The sequence below is a fragment of the Pseudomonas sp. PDM14 genome, from assembly GCF_014851905.1.
Taxonomy (GTDB): Bacteria; Pseudomonadota; Gammaproteobacteria; order Pseudomonadales; family Pseudomonadaceae; genus Aquipseudomonas.
The window spans coordinates 1031721-1047686 of the sequence record NZ_JACVAQ010000002.1 but is presented as its reverse complement, the minus strand read 5'-3'; the positions used below and the strand labels follow the sequence as shown (position 1 = coordinate 1047686).

Annotated in this window: 16 protein-coding genes; 10 read left to right on the top strand and 6 right to left on the bottom strand. The window is 65.0% G+C overall.

The features are described 5' to 3' along the window. Nucleotides 1–188 precede the first annotated feature (188 nt). A complete protein-coding gene (locus tag IB229_RS17425; protein ID WP_192331171.1) occupies nucleotides 189–2297 on the top strand; it encodes a molybdopterin oxidoreductase family protein in 2109 nt (702 codons plus the stop codon). A 106-nt stretch (nucleotides 2298–2403) separates the two neighbouring features. After that, nucleotides 2404–2733, top strand: a complete 330-nt coding sequence (gene grxD, locus IB229_RS17420; RefSeq protein ID WP_192331170.1) for a Grx4 family monothiol glutaredoxin — start codon at nucleotides 2404–2406, stop codon at nucleotides 2731–2733. 54 nt (nucleotides 2734–2787) lie between these two features. Here grxD and bfr read toward each other — a convergent pair whose 3' ends face one another. Further along, nucleotides 2788–3258 carry a bacterioferritin gene (bfr, locus tag IB229_RS17415; protein WP_192331169.1) on the bottom strand — a complete coding sequence of 157 codons (471 nt, stop codon included), beginning with the start codon at nucleotides 3256–3258 and terminating at the stop codon, nucleotides 2788–2790. Nucleotides 3259–3590: 332 nt separating this feature from the next. Between bfr and IB229_RS17410 the strand changes: the two genes are divergently transcribed. Beyond that, nucleotides 3591–3956 (top strand): DUF2784 domain-containing protein, encoded by a 366-nt coding sequence (locus IB229_RS17410; RefSeq protein ID WP_192331168.1) that lies wholly within the window; start codon nucleotides 3591–3593, stop codon nucleotides 3954–3956. Nucleotides 3957–4116: 160 nt separating this feature from the next. Beyond that, entirely contained in the window at nucleotides 4117–4926 is an 810-nt protein-coding gene (locus tag IB229_RS17405) for an SDR family oxidoreductase (RefSeq protein WP_192331167.1), read from the top strand. A 145-nt stretch (nucleotides 4927–5071) separates the two neighbouring features. Here IB229_RS17405 and rapA read toward each other — a convergent pair whose 3' ends face one another. After that, on the bottom strand, nucleotides 5072–7930 hold the full coding sequence (gene rapA, locus IB229_RS17400; RefSeq protein WP_192331166.1) for an RNA polymerase-associated protein RapA: 2859 nt from the start codon (nucleotides 7928–7930) through the stop codon (nucleotides 5072–5074). Nucleotides 7931–8105: 175 nt separating this feature from the next. Between rapA and IB229_RS17395 the strand changes: the two genes are divergently transcribed. From IB229_RS17395 to ccoM, 4 genes are all read left to right on the top strand, one after another. Next, a complete protein-coding gene (locus IB229_RS17395; RefSeq protein WP_192331165.1) occupies nucleotides 8106–8402 on the top strand; it encodes an aspartate-semialdehyde dehydrogenase in 297 nt (98 codons plus the stop codon). A gap of 51 nt (nucleotides 8403–8453) precedes the next feature. Then, nucleotides 8454–9044, top strand: coding sequence for an alpha-ketoglutarate-dependent dioxygenase AlkB family protein (locus IB229_RS17390; protein ID WP_192331164.1), 591 nt, complete (start codon nucleotides 8454–8456; stop codon nucleotides 9042–9044). A gap of 441 nt (nucleotides 9045–9485) precedes the next feature. Beyond that, a complete protein-coding gene (locus IB229_RS17385; protein ID WP_192331163.1) occupies nucleotides 9486–9644 on the top strand; it encodes a hypothetical protein in 159 nt (52 codons plus the stop codon). 121 nt (nucleotides 9645–9765) lie between these two features. Beyond that, nucleotides 9766–9879 carry a cytochrome c oxidase subunit CcoM gene (gene ccoM, locus IB229_RS22110; protein WP_318652119.1) on the top strand — a complete coding sequence of 38 codons (114 nt, stop codon included), beginning with the start codon at nucleotides 9766–9768 and terminating at the stop codon, nucleotides 9877–9879. Nucleotides 9880–9960: 81 nt separating this feature from the next. On the opposite strand, the gene IB229_RS17380 is transcribed toward ccoM, so the two are convergent. Genes IB229_RS17380 through IB229_RS17365 form a run of 4 tightly spaced genes read right to left on the bottom strand, consistent with a single transcriptional unit; the run spans nucleotide 9961 to nucleotide 13623 of the window. Further along, nucleotides 9961–11040, bottom strand: coding sequence for an ABC transporter permease (locus IB229_RS17380; RefSeq protein ID WP_192331162.1), 1080 nt, complete (start codon nucleotides 11038–11040; stop codon nucleotides 9961–9963). After that, complete coding sequence (locus tag IB229_RS17375) at nucleotides 11037–11975, bottom strand: ABC transporter ATP-binding protein (protein ID WP_192331161.1); 939 nt, start codon at nucleotides 11973–11975, stop codon at nucleotides 11037–11039. Before IB229_RS17375 ends, IB229_RS17380 begins: the two co-directional genes overlap by 4 nt. Then, a complete protein-coding gene (locus IB229_RS17370; protein WP_192331160.1) occupies nucleotides 11962–12969 on the bottom strand; it encodes an HlyD family secretion protein in 1008 nt (335 codons plus the stop codon). Before IB229_RS17370 ends, IB229_RS17375 begins: the two co-directional genes overlap by 14 nt. Next, nucleotides 12970–13623: a TetR/AcrR family transcriptional regulator gene (locus IB229_RS17365; RefSeq protein ID WP_192331159.1), complete on the bottom strand. Its 654-nt coding sequence runs from the start codon at nucleotides 13621–13623 to the stop codon at nucleotides 12970–12972. It abuts the gene before it with no gap. 155 nt (nucleotides 13624–13778) lie between these two features. On the opposite strand from IB229_RS17365, the gene IB229_RS17360 reads away from it, so the two are divergent. Further along, on the top strand, nucleotides 13779–15767 hold the full coding sequence (locus IB229_RS17360) for an FUSC family protein (protein WP_192331158.1): 1989 nt from the start codon (nucleotides 13779–13781) through the stop codon (nucleotides 15765–15767). Next, nucleotides 15754–15960: a DUF1656 domain-containing protein gene (locus tag IB229_RS17355; RefSeq protein WP_192331157.1), complete on the top strand. Its 207-nt coding sequence runs from the start codon at nucleotides 15754–15756 to the stop codon at nucleotides 15958–15960. The genes IB229_RS17360 and IB229_RS17355 overlap by 14 nt, the downstream gene beginning before the upstream one ends. Nucleotides 15961–15966: the final 6 nt, after the last annotated feature.

Sequence of the window (15966 nt, the reverse complement as noted above, 5' to 3'; positions counted from 1 at the left end):
ACAGGAGCAAATTGATGGCCCGCAAGCGGTTGAATCAGAGCCGTTTTCTGCCAGCCGGCAGGCTGCATCGCCGGGCATGATGGCGCTCGATTCACGCGGCTGACTACTCTGGCGCCGCGCAGGGTCTGCCGCCATAGTCAGGGTTCACGACCCGACCGGTCGTCTCGAACACCATAAGAGGCTAGGCCATGACCAAGACCCTCCATCACCGTGCGTGCCATCTCTGCGAAGCCATCTGCGGCCTGAACATCGAAACCGAACGCCTGGACGACGGTAGCCAGCAGATCCTGTCGATCAAGGGCGACCCACTGGACAGTTTCAGCCGCGGCCACATTTGCCCCAAGGCGGTGGCCCTGCAGGACATCCAGCATGATCCCGATCGCATCCGCCAACCCATGCGGCGCATCGGCAACGAGTGGCAGCCGATCGGCTGGGACGACGCCTTCGTCCTGGTCGCCGAGCGCCTGGCGGCGATCCAGGCGGAGCATGGCAAGAGCGCCGTGGCCGTGTACCAGGGCAACCCGAGCGTGCACAACTACGGGCTGATGACCCACAGCAACTACTTCCTTGGTCAGCTGAAGACGCGCAACCGCTACTCGGCCACCTCGGTCGACCAGTTGCCCCATCACCTGACCAGCTACCTGATGTACGGCCACGGCCTGCTACTGCCGATCCCGGACATCGACCACACCCAGTTCATGCTGATCCTCGGTGGCAACCCGCTGGCGTCCAACGGCAGCATCATGACCGTGCCGGACGTGGAGAAGCGCCTGAAAGCCTTGAAGGCACGCGGCGGCAAACTGGTGGTGGTCGATCCGCGGCGCAGCGAGACCGCGGCCATGGCCGACCAGCACGTGTTCGTCCGCCCCGGCAATGACGCGGCGCTGCTGCTGGGCCTGCTCAACACCCTGTTCGAGGAAAACCTGACTCGTACCAGTCATCTTCCGGTGGCCGGTCTTGAGTCCGTGCGCGAGGCTATCGCCGGCTTCAGCGCCGAGGCGATGAGCGCGCGCTGCGGTGTACCGGCCGAGGCCATTCGCCTGCTGGCGCGCGAGTTTGCCGCGGCGCCGTCGGCAGTCTGCTACGGGCGCATGGGCGTTTCGACCCAGGCCTTCGGCAGCCTTTGCCATTGGCTGATCCAGCTGATCAACCTGGTTACCGGCAACCTCGACCAACCCGGTGGTGCGCTGTGCACCACTCCAGCCATCGATCTGGTGGCGAGCAGCTCTGGTGGCAACTTCAACCGCTGGCAGAGCCGTGTGTCCGGCTTGCCGGAGTATGCCGGCGAGCTGCCGGTGGCGGCGCTGGCCGAAGAGATGCTTACTGCCGGCGAAGGCCAGGTGCGCGCGCTGATCACCGTGGCTGGCAACCCGGTACTGTCCACGCCCAATGGCCGGCAGCTGGAAGAAGCACTGGATGGCCTGGAGTTCATGCTCAGCGTCGACTTCTATATCAACGAGAGCACGCGCTACGCCGACCTGATCCTGCCGCCGACCGCGCCGCTGGAGCACGATCACTACGACACTACCTTCAACATGTTCGCCGTGCGCAATGTCACCCGCTTCAACGAAGCGGTGCTGGACAAGCCCGACGGTGCGCTGCACGACTGGGAAATCTTCATCGGCCTGGCCAAGGCCTTCGCCGAGAAGACCGGACAGGAGCTCAAGAGCACCGTGCCGCCGCAGCAGATGATCGACATGGGCCTGCGCTTCGGCCCCTACGGCGACAAGTCCGAGCGCCAGCTCAACCTCGCGGTCGTGCGCGAGCATCCCCATGGCATCGACCTGGGGCCGCTGCAGAGCAACCTGGCCGAGCGCCTGAAGACCGCCTCGCAACAGGTCGAAGCGGCGCCGGCGCAGCTGCTGGGTGATCTGCAGCGTTTCGCTGCGCAGCCGCAACCGGCCGAAGGCGAGCTGGTGCTGATCGGTCGCCGCCACGTGCGCAGCAACAACTCCTGGATGCACAACTACCAGCGTCTGGTGAAGGGCAAGCCGCGTCACCAGTTGCTCATGCACCCGCAGGACATGGCCGGGCGCAGCCTCAGCGATGGTCAGCGCGTGCGCGTGCAATCGCGGGTCGGCATGATCGAGGTGGAAGTGCAGGGCAGCGACGAGATGATGCAGGGCGTGGTCAGCCTGCCACACGGCTGGGGCCATGCGCGTCCGGGTGTACAGATGGGGATCGCCAGTGCGCAGCCGGGTGCCAGTGCCAACGACCTGACCGACGAGCGACAACTCGACGCAGTCTCCGGCAATGCCGCCCTCAACGGCGTGCCGGTGAAGGTCGAAGCAGCCTGAAACCGAGATGGGTGACGGCGCAAGCCCGAGCCCACCGCTAGGTTTTTCGGTTACAATCGCGCCATCCCGCCCGGCACTGGTCCGGGGAAGTTAGATGAGGTGAGTCGTGGATATTATCGATACCATCAAAGAGCAGATCGCCAACAACACCATCCTGCTGTACATGAAAGGCTCGCCGAACGCGCCGCAGTGCGGTTTCTCCTCGCGCGCCGCGCAGGTGGTGATGGCCTGTGGCGAGAAGTTCGCCTACGTGGACATCCTGCAGAACCCGGAAATCCGCGCCAACCTGCCGAAGTACGCCAACTGGCCGACCTTCCCGCAACTGTGGGTCGGTGGTGAGCTGGTCGGCGGCAGCGACATCATGACCGAGATGTTCGAGAAGGGTGAGCTGCAGACCCTGATCAAGGATGCCGCGCAGAAAGCCAGCGCCGAGTAATCCGCCTGCAATAAAAAAGCCCCGCATTGCGGGGCTTTTTTATTGGGGCTGGTTTTATTCTTCCATCTGCGACTGCAGGTAGTTTTCCAGACCGACCTTGTCGATCAGGCCGACCTGGGTTTCCAGCCAGTCGATGTGCTCTTCCTCGGATTCAAGGATGTCTTCCAGCAGTTCGCGGCTGCCGTAGTCACCGACGCTTTCGCAGTAGGCGATGGCGGCTTTCAGGTCCGGTACGGCTTGCAGCTCGAGGCGCAGGTCGCTGGCGAGCATTTCCTTGGTGTTCTCGCCGATCATCAGCTTGCCGAGGTCCTGCAGGTTTGGAATGCCTTCGAGGAAGAGGATGCGCTTGACCAGTTTGTCAGCGTGCTTCATCTCGTCGATGGATTCCTTGTACTCGTGCTGGCCGAGTTTGCTCAGGCCCCAGTCTTCATACATGCGGGCATGCAGGAAGTATTGGTTGATCGCCACCAGCTCATTGCCGAGGATCTTGTTCAGGTGTTGGATGACTTGCTTGTCGCCTTTCATGACGCGCCTCGAGAGTAAGCGGTGGATATAGGTCGCAAGTTTGCGCTGGCAAGTTATTTTGGTCAAACATAAGTTATTGAATTATATATAAAAATTAATATAAATAAGAATGTTTAGCTTCCGCGTCTTGGCGCTAAATCATTGAATTGAATATATAAAGTTTGGTGCGTTGGAGTTGCTTCGAGATCGAGCGGGTGAAAAATAATTGCGCCCTGGAATGCATGATCCGCGACGAGGAAGACAATGAGAGTGATTGCAGCCGATAACGGCACGTTTCGAGTACGTTGCAGCATGCCTCGCGCGCGTCGCTTGCACGTGCACCAGGGGGCGCGATGATCTGGCGTCTTGCCGCCGATGGCGTGGTGTTGGTGCACCTGGCGTTCATCCTGTTCGTGCTGTTCGGTGGCCTGCTGGTGCTGCGCTGGCCGCGCCTGATGCTTTTGCATCTGCCGGCCGCGGCCTGGGGGTTTGCGGTCGAGGTACTGCACCTGTACTGCCCGCTTACGCCACTGGAAAACCATCTGCGCCAGACGGCGGGGCAGGCCGGTTATGACGGTGGCTTCATCGAGCACTACCTGATCCCGCTGATCTATCCGGCCGGCCTCACACCGCAGATCCAGCTCTGGCTGGGTGGTGTGGTGCTGGTGATCAACCTGCTGGTCTACTGGATGTTGCTGCGGCGCCGGTGGCGGCGCTGAGCGCTGTAGCCGTCGCTGCTTCCGCGTGTTGCCGCACGTCGGATGGCGGCGTCCTAGGGGCGCCTTTCTTGGTCGTCATTCAGCGCCCTGATGCTGCGGGGCAGGGCCAACGTCCTTGGCTACACTCGGCGCACCCTCACTAAACAACAAGGCAAGCAGTATGCAAAATCGCATGATGATCACCGGCGCCGGTTCCGGCCTGGGACGTGAAATAGCCCTGCGCTGGGCCCGTGAAGGCTGGAAGCTGGCGCTGGCCGACGTCAGCGAGCCGGGCCTGGTGGAAACCCTGAAGCTGGTGCGCGAAGCCGGCGGTGACGGCTTCACCATGCGCTGCGACGTACGCGACTACAGCCAACTGACTGCCGTGGCACAGGCTTGCGAGGAGCGTTTCGGCGGCCTCGATGTGCTGGTCAACAACGCCGGTGTGGCGGCGGGTGGTTTCTTCGGCGATCTGAGCCTGGAAGACTGGGACTGGCAGCTGTCGATCAACCTGATGGGCGTGATCAAGGGCTGCAAGGCCTTCCTGCCACTGCTGCTGAAGAGCAAGGGCCGCATCATCAACATCGCTTCCATGGCCGCGCTGATGCAGGGCCCGGCGATGAGTAACTACAACGTGGCCAAGGCCGGCGTGGTGGCGTTGTCGGAAAGCCTGCTGCCAGAGCTGACCCCGGAAGGTGTGGGCGTGCACGTGGTGTGCCCGTCGTTCTTCCAGACCAACCTGCTCGACTCCTTCCGTGGCCCGAACCAGACCATGAAGCAACAAGTCGGCAAGCTGCTGGAGTCCAGCCCGATCACCGCCGCGGAAATCGCCGACTACATCTATGACGAAGTGGGCAAAGGCACCTTCATGATCCTGCCGCACGAGCAGGGCCGCATGGCCTGGCAGATCAAGCAGCAGAATCCGCAGGTGATCTACGACGAGATGACCCGCATGTGCGAGAAGATGCGCAGCAAGAACACGCCGGCCTGAGCCAGCGGCGCGGTGCATATGCAACAAGGGCGGCCCAGGCTGCCCTTGTCGTTTTCGTCTTCCCCCCAACCGTGCTATGCCGAACCTTGGCAGGTGGACCGCTGCAGCGTGATCCACCCTGCGCGGCGCACAGCGTTGGCGGGGCTTAGCCAGCGACCAGTACGCGGATCGACTCCAGGCGCATTGCCGCTTTTTCCAGGTAGCCCAGGCCGTCTTCACGCTGTTTGCGCAGCGCTTCGATCTCCGCCGGGCGTACCGATGGGTTGACCGCCTGCAGCGCGGTGAGACGGGCGATTTCCTCGTCCAGGCCGGCGCTGAAGCGGCGGCGCGCCTCGTCCACGCGTGCCGTGTGGCGCGGCATCACCAGGGCTTCGGCCGCGTTGATCTGCTTGGTCAGCACCTCGCGTTGCGCCTGCACGAACTTGTTGGCGCTGGCGCGTGGCACAGTTTCCAGCTGTTCGTTGAGCTTCTCGAACGAGACCTTGCTGCCCAGGTCGTTGCCGTTGCCGTCGAGCAGGCAGCGCAGGGCCACCGGCGGCAGGTAGCGACCCAGCTGCAGGGCGCGCGGGGCGACCACGTCGCTGACGTAGAGCAGCTCGAGCAGCACGGTGCCGGGTTTCAGTGCCTTGTTCTTGATCAGCGCCACGGCGGTGTTGCCCATTGAACCGGACAGCACCAGGTCCATGCCGCCCTGCACCATGGGGTGTTCCCAGGTGAGGAACTGCATGTCTTCGCGCACCAGCGCCTGGTTGCGGTCGTAGGTGATGGTCACGCCTTCGTCGTCACCCAGCGGGAAGCTGGCGTCGAGCATCTTCTCGCTCGGGCGCAGCACCAGGGCGTTCTCGGAATGGTCTTCGCTGTCGATGCCATAGGCCTCGAACAGCTCTTCCATGTAGATCGGCAGGGCGTACTGGTCGTCCTGCTCATGGATGTCCTCGACCAGTTGCTGACCGTTGCCGGCACCGCCGGAGTTGAGTTCCAGCAGGCGGTCGCGGCCGCTGTGCAGTTCGCCTTCGAGGCGCTTGCGCTCGCTTTCGGCTTCGTCGAGCAGGGCCTGCCAGACGCCGTCGTCCGTGTCTTCGAGCAGCGGCAGCAGGCGCGGGCCGAACTGGTGCTGCAGCGCGTTGCCGGTCGGGCAGGTGTTGAGGAAGGCGTTCAGCGCGCGGTGGTACCACTGGAACAGGCGTTCCTGCGGGCTGTTTTCCAGGTACGGCACGTGCAGCTGGATGACGTGCTTCTGACCGATGCGGTCGAGGCGGCCGATGCGCTGTTCGAGCAGATCCGGGTGCGCCGGCAGGTCGAACAGCACCAGGTGATGGCTGAACTGGAAGTTGCGGCCTTCGGAGCCGATCTCGGAACAGATCAGCACCTGAGCGCCGAACTCTTCGTCGGCGAAGTAGGCGGCGGCGCGGTCGCGCTCGAGGATGTTCATGCCCTCGTGGAACACCGTGGCCGGAATGCCGGAGCGCACGCGCAGGGCGTCTTCCAGGTCCATCGCGGTTTCGGCGTGGGCGCAGATCACCAGTACCTTCACGCGCTTGAGCATCTTCAGGGTGTCGATCAGCCAGTCCACGCGCGGGTCGAACTTCCACCAGCGCTCGGTCTCGCTATCCTGCTGCGACTGGTAGCTGACTTCCGGGTAGAGGTCGGCGTGCTCGCCCACTGGCAGCTCCATGTATTCCACGGGGTTGGCCAGCGGGTAGGGGTGCAGTTCGCGCTCGGGGAAGCCCTGCACGGCGGCGCGGGTGTTGCGGAACAGCAGGCGGCCGGTGCCGTGGCGGTCGAGCAGCTCGCGAATCAGCCGTGCGGCGGCGTCGCTGTCGCCATCGGTGACCGCAGCCAGCAGCGCTTCGCCTGCGTTGCCGAGGAAGCCGCTGATGGTGGCGTGGGCCTTCTCGGACAGGCGGCCTTCGTCGAGCAGCTCCTGCACCGCTTCGGCGATCGGCTTGTAGTTGGCGCTCTCGGCGCGGAACGCGGCGAGGTCATGGAAGCGGTTGGGGTCGAGCAGGCGCAGGCGCGCGAAGTGGCTTTCCAGGCCTAATTGCTCCGGGGTCGCGGTGAGCAGCAGTACGCCGGGGATGACCTCGGCCAGTTGCTCGACCAGCGAATACTCGGCGCTGGCCTTTTCCGGGTGCCACACCAGGTGGTGGGCTTCGTCGACCACCAGCAGGTCCCAACCGGCGGCGAACGCGGCGTCCTGCGCCTTCTCGCTGCGCTTGAGCCATTCCAGCGAGACCAGGGCCAGCTGGGTGTCTTCGAACGGATTGCTGGCATCGCTTTCGGCGAAGCGCTCGGCGTCGAACAGCGCGACTTCCAGGTTGAAGCGCCGGCGCATTTCCACCAGCCACTGGTGCTGGAGGTTTTCCGGGACCAGGATCAGCACGCGGCTGGCGCGGCCGGAGAGCAGCTGGCGGTGGATCACCAGGCCGGCTTCGATGGTCTTGCCCAGGCCGACTTCGTCTGCCAGCAGGACGCGCGGGGCGACGCGGTCGGCGACTTCGCGGGCGATGTGCAACTGGTGGGCGATCGGTTGCGCGCGTGCGCCGCCCAGGCCCCAGAGGGTGGACTGCAGCAGGCGGCTCTGGTGGTCGAGGCTGTGATAGCGCAGGGAGAACCACGGCAGCGGGTCGATCTGCCCGGCGAACAGGCGGTCGCTGGCCAGGCGGAACTGGATGAAGTTGGACAGCTGGGTTTCCGGCAGGCTGTAAGGCGCGTGCTGGGCGTCGAAGCCATGGTAGACCAGCAGGCCGTCGACATCCTCGACTTCCTGCACGGTGAGCTTCCAGCCCTCGAAATGGGTGATCTCGTCACCCGGGGCGAAGCGCACGCGGGTCAGCGGCGCGTTGCGCAGGGCGTATTGGCGGGTTTCCCCGGTCGCCGGGTAGAGCACCGTGAGCAGGCGGCCGTCCGATGTGAGGATGGTGCCCAGGCCGAGTTCTGCCTCGCTGTCGCTGATCCAGCGTTGCCCCGGTTGGTATTGCTGCACAGTGCCACTACTTGCCATGAATTGCCCCAGCTGCGAAAAAAGCCGCGTATGGTAACGGAACGCCGCGCGCAGAGCGACGGCGAACCCCGCTTTGGATGAATCAAAACGCGCGCGTCGAGTCGAAAGTGTAGCGAGCGCCTGCTCAAGTTGATGGCCGTCCGGCCGACAGCAGCCTTAAGCGAGAGGAAATTTCATGCTGCCGCCCATCCCCCACAGCCTGGCCCCCGTCACCGCCCAAACGGACGTCATGAAGCCGCGCCCGGACATTCCACCGGTGACGCCAGTCAACCAAAGCTCCAACGAAAGCGCGGTGGAGCTCGATCGGCGGCACCCGCAGGAAGCCGAAGAACTGATGCGCGAGCAGCAGCGTCGTCAGCAGCGTCACGGCTATACCCCCGAGGAGCTGGCCGAGGGCGAAGTGGCCGAGGAAGACGAGCCGCTGCTCGAGGAAATTCCCCGCCAGGGCCTGTGGGTGGATGTCGAAGTGTGAACCCGGCAGACTGTGCCTGACCCTTTCTCTCCCCATGTTATGCCGACGCCTGTGGACCTTTTCGCCGACATCCCCCTGCAACTCGCCGACGCCGAGCTGGACTTTCGCCCGCACTGGCTGACCCCGGCGTGCGCCGACCAGTGGTTCGAGCAGCTGCAGCGTGAAACGCCTTGGGAGCAGCCGCAGGTGTTCCTGCATGGCCGTCACTACCCGGTGCCGCGCCTGCTCGCCTGGTACGGCGATACCGCGTATCAGTATTCCGGCCTGGTCCATCCGCCGCAGCCGTGGACGCCGCTGCTCAGCGAGATCCGTGCGCAGGTCGAAGCGGTTGCCGGGCAGCCGCTCAACGGCGTGCTGCTCAACTACTACCGCGATGGCAATGATTCGATGGGCTGGCACAGCGACGAGGAGGCGACCCTGGGGCGCAACCCGCTGGTGGCCTCGCTCAACCTCGGTGGCACGCGGCGTTTCGATCTGCGCCGCAAGGGCGCCAGCCGCATCGAGCATTCGTTGCAGCTGGCGCACGGTGCGCTACTGGTCATGCGCGGTGCAACCCAGCATCATTGGCAGCATCAGGTGGCGAAAACCAGCAAGCCGGTGGCGCCACGCATCAACCTCACGTTTCGTCTGATCCGGGCTTAGAACCTGTTTACGATCTTCTGACTGTCGGTCATACCGCGTTAAAAACGGCCTCGGATGCGAGCCCAGTCGGAATGCTCATTTACAACTCGTAAACTCCGCTTCCTCGCCGTTTTTGCGGGGGCGCCTAGCCCTTGTCTGACTCTAATTCAGAAGATCGTGAACAGGTTCTTCGGGTCTGTTCCCGTTTCGTTCGCGGCCGCGACGGAGCCAGTATTTGCGCGGAACTGGGCACGAGACGCGTGGTTTGGTCGTCCAAATGAGCCGTCGAGTAACGACGTTCCGCGCAAATGCTGGCCCGTCCCTTCGGGTTGCGTGCAAAATTGCGCCATGCGGCGTTGCGGGACTTGGCAAGGGATCACCATTCCCTGCGTCCCGCGCCTTGCCTGGCACAATTTTGCCCAGCAACGCGGTTCGCGAACGAAACGGGAGCAGACCCTAACCATGAGCAACGATGAAAAGCTGATCGACTTCAATGCCGAGCGCGGCAAGCGCATCCATGACCTGCATGAGAAGAAGCTCGACGAGATGCGCCAGGCCTTCGAGCAGGCGCTGCCGCTGAAGCCGAAGAAAAAGACCAAGAGCAAGCCGAAGAAGCGCTGAGTCGGCGTTTTTTCCTCTCCGTTCAGTGCTCCCGCCTATCCATTGACCCCGGTCAATATCCCCCTGCACCTCTGCGCGTACCTTGAAGCCATCCCAGACAGGCTTAGCGCAGGAGGCTGCCATGTTCGTCGATACAGTGGTTCTCGCCGGAATCGGCACAGTGGCATTGATGTTCGTCTTCTTTGGCGGCTTTACCTATTTCATCTGGAAGGATTCGCACAAACGCAAATCCTGATCCTTCCGGATTCACGAGCACGCAAGGCATTTAGGGCGACTTCGGTCGCCCCTTTTTTTGCCTGCAGAATCCTGTGCACGCCTAGTCCAGCCGCTTGCTCACGCGGGTGACGGCGATGGCCAGCAGCACCACCGAGAACAGCAGCAGAACCAGCATCTCCAGCCACAGTTCGACCAGCGTCGCCTCGCGCAGCATGATGCCGCGTGCCAGACGCAGATAATGGGTCAGCGGCATCAGCTCGGCGAACCACTGCGCCAGTTTCGGCATGCCGGCAAACGGGAACATGAAGCCGGACAGCAGGATCTGCGGCAGAAAGCTGAAGAACGCCAGCTGCATGGCCTGGAACTGCGTAGTCGCCACCGTCGAGAGAAACACGCCGAACGCCAGGCTGGCCGTGATGAACAGCAGCGAGGCGCCGTACAGCTCAACCAGCGAGCCGCGCACCGGTACCCCGAAGATCCAGTGGCCCACCACCAGAATCACTGTGACCTGCGCCAGGCCGATGCCGACGAAGGGCAGCACCTTGCCCAGCGTCAGCTCCCAGGGCGACAGCGGCGTGGCGATGAGCATCTCCAGGTTGCCGTGCTCGCGTTCGCGCACCAGCGACACGGCGGTGAACATCACCATGGTCATGGTCAGGATCACCCCGATCAGCCCCGGTACCGTGTTCAGCGGCGCCAGGCGTTCCGGGTTGTAGAAGTTGACCACCTCCACGCCTTGCAATGCGCCCCAGCCGGGCAGCGGGTAGGCTGCCAGCTGGCGCGCCGAGGACTGTACGCTCTGGTCCGAGCCATCGACCACCAGCTGCAGCGGCGCACGGTCCTTGCGCTGCAGGCGTGTCTCGAAGTCGGTCGGCACCACCAGTGCGGCGCTGATCTTGCCCTGGCGCAGCAGGTGGTCGATTTCCTGCGGCGTGTTCAGGTGATAGCGCAGGTTGAGCACCTGACTGGAGGCGATCTCGGCCACGGCTTCGCGTGAATGGGCGGTGTTGGCCTGGTCCAGCACCGCGGCGTCCATGCCGCGGATGTCGGTGTTAATCGCATAGCCGAACAGCACCAGCTGCAACAGCGGCACGCCGGCGATCATGACGAAGGTAAGTTTGTCGCGGCGCAGCTGACGCAGCTCCTTGAGGACGATGGCGCCCAGGCGACGCAGGTTCATGGCGTGGCCTGCACGGGGTTGCGGGTGACGCTGACGAAGACGTCCTCCAGATTGGCGCTGCTGTCTTCAATGTCGGCCTGGATGCCAGCTTGCTGCAGGCTCTGGCCAATCACGCCGCGTGCCTCGCTGCTGGCGCAGAGTACGCGCAGGGCTGCGCCGATCTGCGCCATCGCCACCACCTCCGGGTTGCCTTCCAGGGCGCGCTGGGCCTGACGCGGTTGCGCGCAGTGGATCAGCAGCGGATGGCCGGGCAGGGCGTCCATCAGCTCCTGTGGGCTGCCGTCGGCGACCAGGCGGCCGGCGTCGAGGATACCCAGGCGCGTGCAGCGCTCGGCCTCGTCCATGTAGTGGGTGGACACCAGCAGCGTGGTGCCGGCGTCGGCCAGCTCGAACAGCGAGTCCCAGAATTCGCGGCGCGATTGCGGGTCGACGGCACTGGTCGGCTCGTCGAGCAGCAGCAGGTCAGGCTTGTGCAGCACGGCGCCGGCCAGCGCCAGGCGCTGTTTCTGCCCGCCGCTGAGGGTGCCGGCCATCTGCTTGCGGCGGTCGTCCAGCCAGTAGCGCTCGAGCAGCTCCTCGATGCGCTGGCGCGCGTCGCGCTTGTTCAGGCCCTGCACGGTGGCGAGAAACTCCAGGTTCTCGATGACGCTGAGGTCTTCGTAGAGGGAAAACTTCTGCGTCATGTAGCCGATGCGCCGTTTCAGCTCTTCGGCGTCTCGCGGAATCTGGCAACCAAGCACTTCGATCTCGCCTTCGCTGGGCAAGAGCAGGCCGCAGAGCATGCGGATGGTGGTCGACTTGCCGCAGCCGTTGGGGCCGAGAAAGCCGAACACTTCGGCGCGGCGCACGGTGAGGTCGAGGTGGTCGACCGCGGTCAGCGCACCGAAGCGCTTGCTCAGGCCGCGAGCCTGGATGACGGCCTCAGGGCTGTTCATGGCTCACCTGGCGATCCTGGGTCGGGGTGCTGTCGCGCTCATCGTCGCGGGCGATGCGCTCGGCGTGCAGGGGCAGGCCGGCGGGCAGCTGGCGTGCGGCCTGGTCTTCGATGATCAGCTCGGCGCGGTACATCAGGCGGCTGGCGTCGTTGCCGGTCAGGGCGTAGTAGGGCGTGAAGCTGGCCTCGCTGTGCACGCTGCGCACGCGGGCGGTGAACGGCTCGTCGACGCCTTCGACATGCACACGCATGGCATCGCCAATGCGGATCTGCGCCCTCACGCTGGCGGGGATGAAGATGCGTGCGTAGGGCGCCTCGCCAACCAGCAGGCTGACCAGTTCGGCGCCGGCTGGCGGTTGGTCGCCGACCTTGAACGGCAGCGAGTCGACACGCCCGGCCCGCGGCGCGCGCAGGCTCAGGTGGTCACGGCTGACCTGCAGGTGGGCGAGGTTGGCGCGGGCGCTCTGCAGCGCGGCGGCGGCCTGTTCCAGCTGCTCCGGGCGCGTGCCGTTGGTCAACTCGCGCAACTGCGCCTCGGCATTGCGCGTGGCGGCGTTGGCCTGGTCGCGGGCGGCGCGCGAGCGGTCCTGTTCGGCGATGGCCACCTGGCCGCGCTGGTACAGGGCGGCGATGCGCTGGAAGTTGCGCTCGGCATCGCGCTGTTCGGCACGGTTGCGCGCCAGGGTGGCCTGGGCCGCGTCGATGGTTTCGGCACGGGCGCCGTTGCTCAGTTCGGCCAGGCGCGCCACGGCCTGGTCCACCTCGCCCTGGGCCTGGGCAATGCGCGCGTCCTGGCGGCGCGGGTCGAGTTCGAGCAGCAGTTGACCGGGCTCGACCACGTCGCCTTCGGCCACGTTCCAGGCGAGGATGGTTTCCGAGGCTTCGGCGGGCAGGCCGACGCGGTCCCATTCCAGGCTGCCGAGCAGTTCTTCATCGGTGCCGCTGCAACCGCCGAGAGCGGCGAGTAGCACGAGGAGTATCGGGGCAGTGCGCATTCAGGGCTCCATGCCCTGCCGCAGCAGGGCGAGGGTGTGGGTGATCAGCGCGTCGTCGCCGATCTGCGGGTTGGCGAACACGCCACGCCAGATCGGCGCGGCGGCATAGGGCAGGATGGTCAGGCCGATCAGTGACACCACCATCAGGCGTGGGTCGAGATCGGCATTCAGTGCGCCGCGGGCCTGGGCTTCGGCGAAGCGCTGGGCCAGCAACAGCGGGACCAGCGGCGCCACACGCTGCATCAGGCGTTCGCGCAGCAGGCCACCTTCGCAGAGGATTTCGCGCACCCACAGCTGGGAAATCCACGGGTGCTCGACGGCCGTGCGGCTCATGTCGCGGATGAAGGCGGCGACCAGTGCATGGGGATCGTCACCGGCCTGCGCCAAGCTTTCCGAGGCGTGCAGTACCAGCGGCATGAAACGCTCCTCGACCATCGCATCGACCAGCTTCTGCTTGTTGCCGAAGTAGTAGTTGAGCAGGGCGGGGGTAACGCCGGCCTGGTCGGCGATGGCGCGCAGGCTGGTGGCCTGGATGCCGTGGTGGGCGAAGCGCTCGGTGGCGATGTCGAGCAGCTGCTGGCGCTGCGCCTGGGTATCGCCGGTTGGACGGCCAGGGGCGCGTGAAGGTCTGCTGGAAGGGTTTGATGTCGTCATGTCCAGATAATTAACTACTTAGTTAATTAATTTCAACCGCCGTTGATCGGTCTGCGTTTTTCGGGATTTATGTTAGCTTGCTAATAATTAGCTATGGTTGTAAATTTCTTCGCAGAACCCGCTATGTTCAGATAGGACATCCTCAGGTAACCGCCGTGCGTGAGTTTTTGCCGGTCTTCTTCGCCCCCAGCCGTGCCGCCCTGCAATTCGCCTGCAAGACCTTGCTTGGCGGCGGGTTGGCGTTGTGGTGTGCGTTCCGTTTCGGTCTGGAGCAACCGCAGTGGGCGCTGATGACGGCGTTCATCGTCGCCCAGCCATTGTCCGGCATGGTGGTGCAGAAGGGCCTGGCGCGGCTGCTGGGCACGTTGGTCGGCACCTTCATGTCGGTGCTGTTCATGGGGGTGCTGGATCAGGCGCCCTGGCTGTTTCTGCTGGTGATGGCGCTGTGGCTGGGGCTGTGCACGGCCGCTTCGACGCTGCTGCGCAGTGCCTGGGCCTATGCCTTCGTGCTCGCCGGCTACACGGTGGCGATCATCTGTTTGCCGGCGATCAGTCAGCCGCTGACGGTGTTCGACCAGGCGGTGGCGCGCTGCACGGAAATCTGCCTGGGCATCCTCTGTGCCACGGCGACCAGTGCGCTGCTCTGGCCGCAACGGGTGGAGCACCAACTGGCGCAGCAGGCGCGGGCCACCTGGCAGGCCGGCATGCAGTCGGTCAGCGGCGCGCTGAGTGGTGCGCCGCAGGGGCGTCAGGGGTTGCTGGAAGTGCTTGGGCGCATCGTCGCGGTGGATGCCCAGCGTGAACACGCCTGGTTCGAGGGCGAGCGTGGTCGCCAGCGCGGCCGTGCCCTGCGTGTGCTGACCCGCGATCTGCTCGGCCTGCTGCGTTTGGCGCGTGGGGTGGCACGGCAATGGCGTGAGCTGTCGCCCATCGAGGCCTTGGGTCTGGCGCCCTGGCTGAGCGAAGTGCAGGCGGCGCTGCTGGAGCCTGATACCGCTCAGGTGCAGCCGTTGCGCGAGCGCTTGCAGGCCGAGTCGCAGGACGCTCGCCATCCGCCGGCGCGGCAGTTCTGTCTGGCGCGTCTGGCGCTGCTGTTGAGCCGCTTCGAACAGGCGCGCGAGGCGATGCTGGCGGTGGAGCGGGGCGTGGCGCCGGTGGATGCGCCACCGGCGCTGTCCTGGCACCGTGATCCGCAGACCGCCGCGGTGTATGGCCTGCGCAGCGCCCTGACCTTCGTCGTGTTGTCCGCCTTCTGGCTGCTCACCGGCTGGCCTGCCGCCAGTGGCGCGCTGCTGCTGGCCAGCGTGGTCTGCAGCCTGTTCGCCAGCCGTGAGAACGCCGAGCAGATCGGCTTCAGCTTCCTGCGCGGGATTCTCTACGCGGTGCCGGTGGCGTTCGTCGTCGGCCAACTGCTGCTGCCGCAACTGAGCAGCTTTCCGCTGCTGTGCCTGGCGCTGGGCGTGCCGCTGTTCTTCGGCGCGCTGGGCATGGTCAAGCCGCAGATCGCCGGCACCGCGACGGCGTTCTGCCTGCACATGATCGTGCTCTGCGCACCGCAGAACGAAATGCGCTACGACGTGGCCTTCTTCCTCAATGAGTCGCTGGCCATGCTCTTCGGCGTCGGTTGCGCGGTGCTGGCCTTCCGCCTGGTAGTGCTGCGCAACCCGGTGTGGCACGGCCGGCGCCTGCTGCGCGCGACCCTGGATGACCTGGCGCGGCTGACCTCGCGCTCGCTGCATGGCGCGGACAACTGGTTTGGCGGGCGTATCGCCGACCGTCTGCTGCAGCTGGCGCGGCATTACCCGATCCTGCCGAGCGAAACGCGCAGCCGCTGGGATGACGGCGTGGCCAGCCTCGACCTCGGTGACGAGCTGCTGCACCTGCGTGGCTGCCTGGCGGTCGCCCAGGTGCCGCTGGGCAAAGCCGAGCAGCGTTTCTGGCGCAGCCTGGAGCAGGCGTTGCGCGCCGGGCCGCAGTTGGCGCAGATAGACGCCCTGGAACACACGGCCGAAGAACTGCTCAACGCCCTCCAGGCGCAGCCCAATACCGTGGAAGTGCGACTGGCCCAGGCCGCGTTGCTGCAGCTGCGCAATGGCTGGCGGCAGTGGTGTGAACGACAAGGAGAACTGCATGGCATTGCGTGAATGGGCGCTGGGCGGCGTGCTGCTCAGCCCGATGCTGCTGTATGCGCTGCTCGCCCTGCTGCTGACCGGCGTGCTGCGCCTGGGTTTGCAGCAACTCGGCGTGGCGCGCTGGATCTGGCACGAGGCGCTGTTCGACTGCGCCCTGTACGTCTGTGTATTGGCGGCGCTGGTGGCGTTGCTGTCCGCCTGGTGAGGAGAG

Coding starts and splice junctions, on each gene's coding strand:
- IB229_RS17425 (WP_192331171.1), top strand. CDS start 189: ATGACCAAGACCCTCCATCACCGTGCGTGCCATCTCTGCGAAGCCATC.
- IB229_RS17380 (WP_192331162.1), bottom strand. CDS start 11,040: ATGAACCTGCGTCGCCTGGGCGCCATCGTCCTCAAGGAGCTGCGTCAG.
- IB229_RS17355 (WP_192331157.1), top strand. CDS start 15,754: ATGGCATTGCGTGAATGGGCGCTGGGCGGCGTGCTGCTCAGCCCGATG.
- ccoM (WP_318652119.1), top strand. CDS start 9,766: ATGTTCGTCGATACAGTGGTTCTCGCCGGAATCGGCACAGTGGCATTG.
- IB229_RS17385 (WP_192331163.1), top strand. CDS start 9,486: ATGAGCAACGATGAAAAGCTGATCGACTTCAATGCCGAGCGCGGCAAG.
- IB229_RS17395 (WP_192331165.1), top strand. CDS start 8,106: ATGCTGCCGCCCATCCCCCACAGCCTGGCCCCCGTCACCGCCCAAACG.
- rapA (WP_192331166.1), bottom strand. CDS start 7,930: ATGGCAAGTAGTGGCACTGTGCAGCAATACCAACCGGGGCAACGCTGG.
- bfr (WP_192331169.1), bottom strand. CDS start 3,258: ATGAAAGGCGACAAGCAAGTCATCCAACACCTGAACAAGATCCTCGGC.
- IB229_RS17410 (WP_192331168.1), top strand. CDS start 3,591: ATGATCTGGCGTCTTGCCGCCGATGGCGTGGTGTTGGTGCACCTGGCG.
- IB229_RS17405 (WP_192331167.1), top strand. CDS start 4,117: ATGCAAAATCGCATGATGATCACCGGCGCCGGTTCCGGCCTGGGACGT.
- IB229_RS17370 (WP_192331160.1), bottom strand. CDS start 12,969: ATGCGCACTGCCCCGATACTCCTCGTGCTACTCGCCGCTCTCGGCGGT.
- IB229_RS17365 (WP_192331159.1), bottom strand. CDS start 13,623: ATGACGACATCAAACCCTTCCAGCAGACCTTCACGCGCCCCTGGCCGT.
- IB229_RS17375 (WP_192331161.1), bottom strand. CDS start 11,975: ATGAACAGCCCTGAGGCCGTCATCCAGGCTCGCGGCCTGAGCAAGCGC.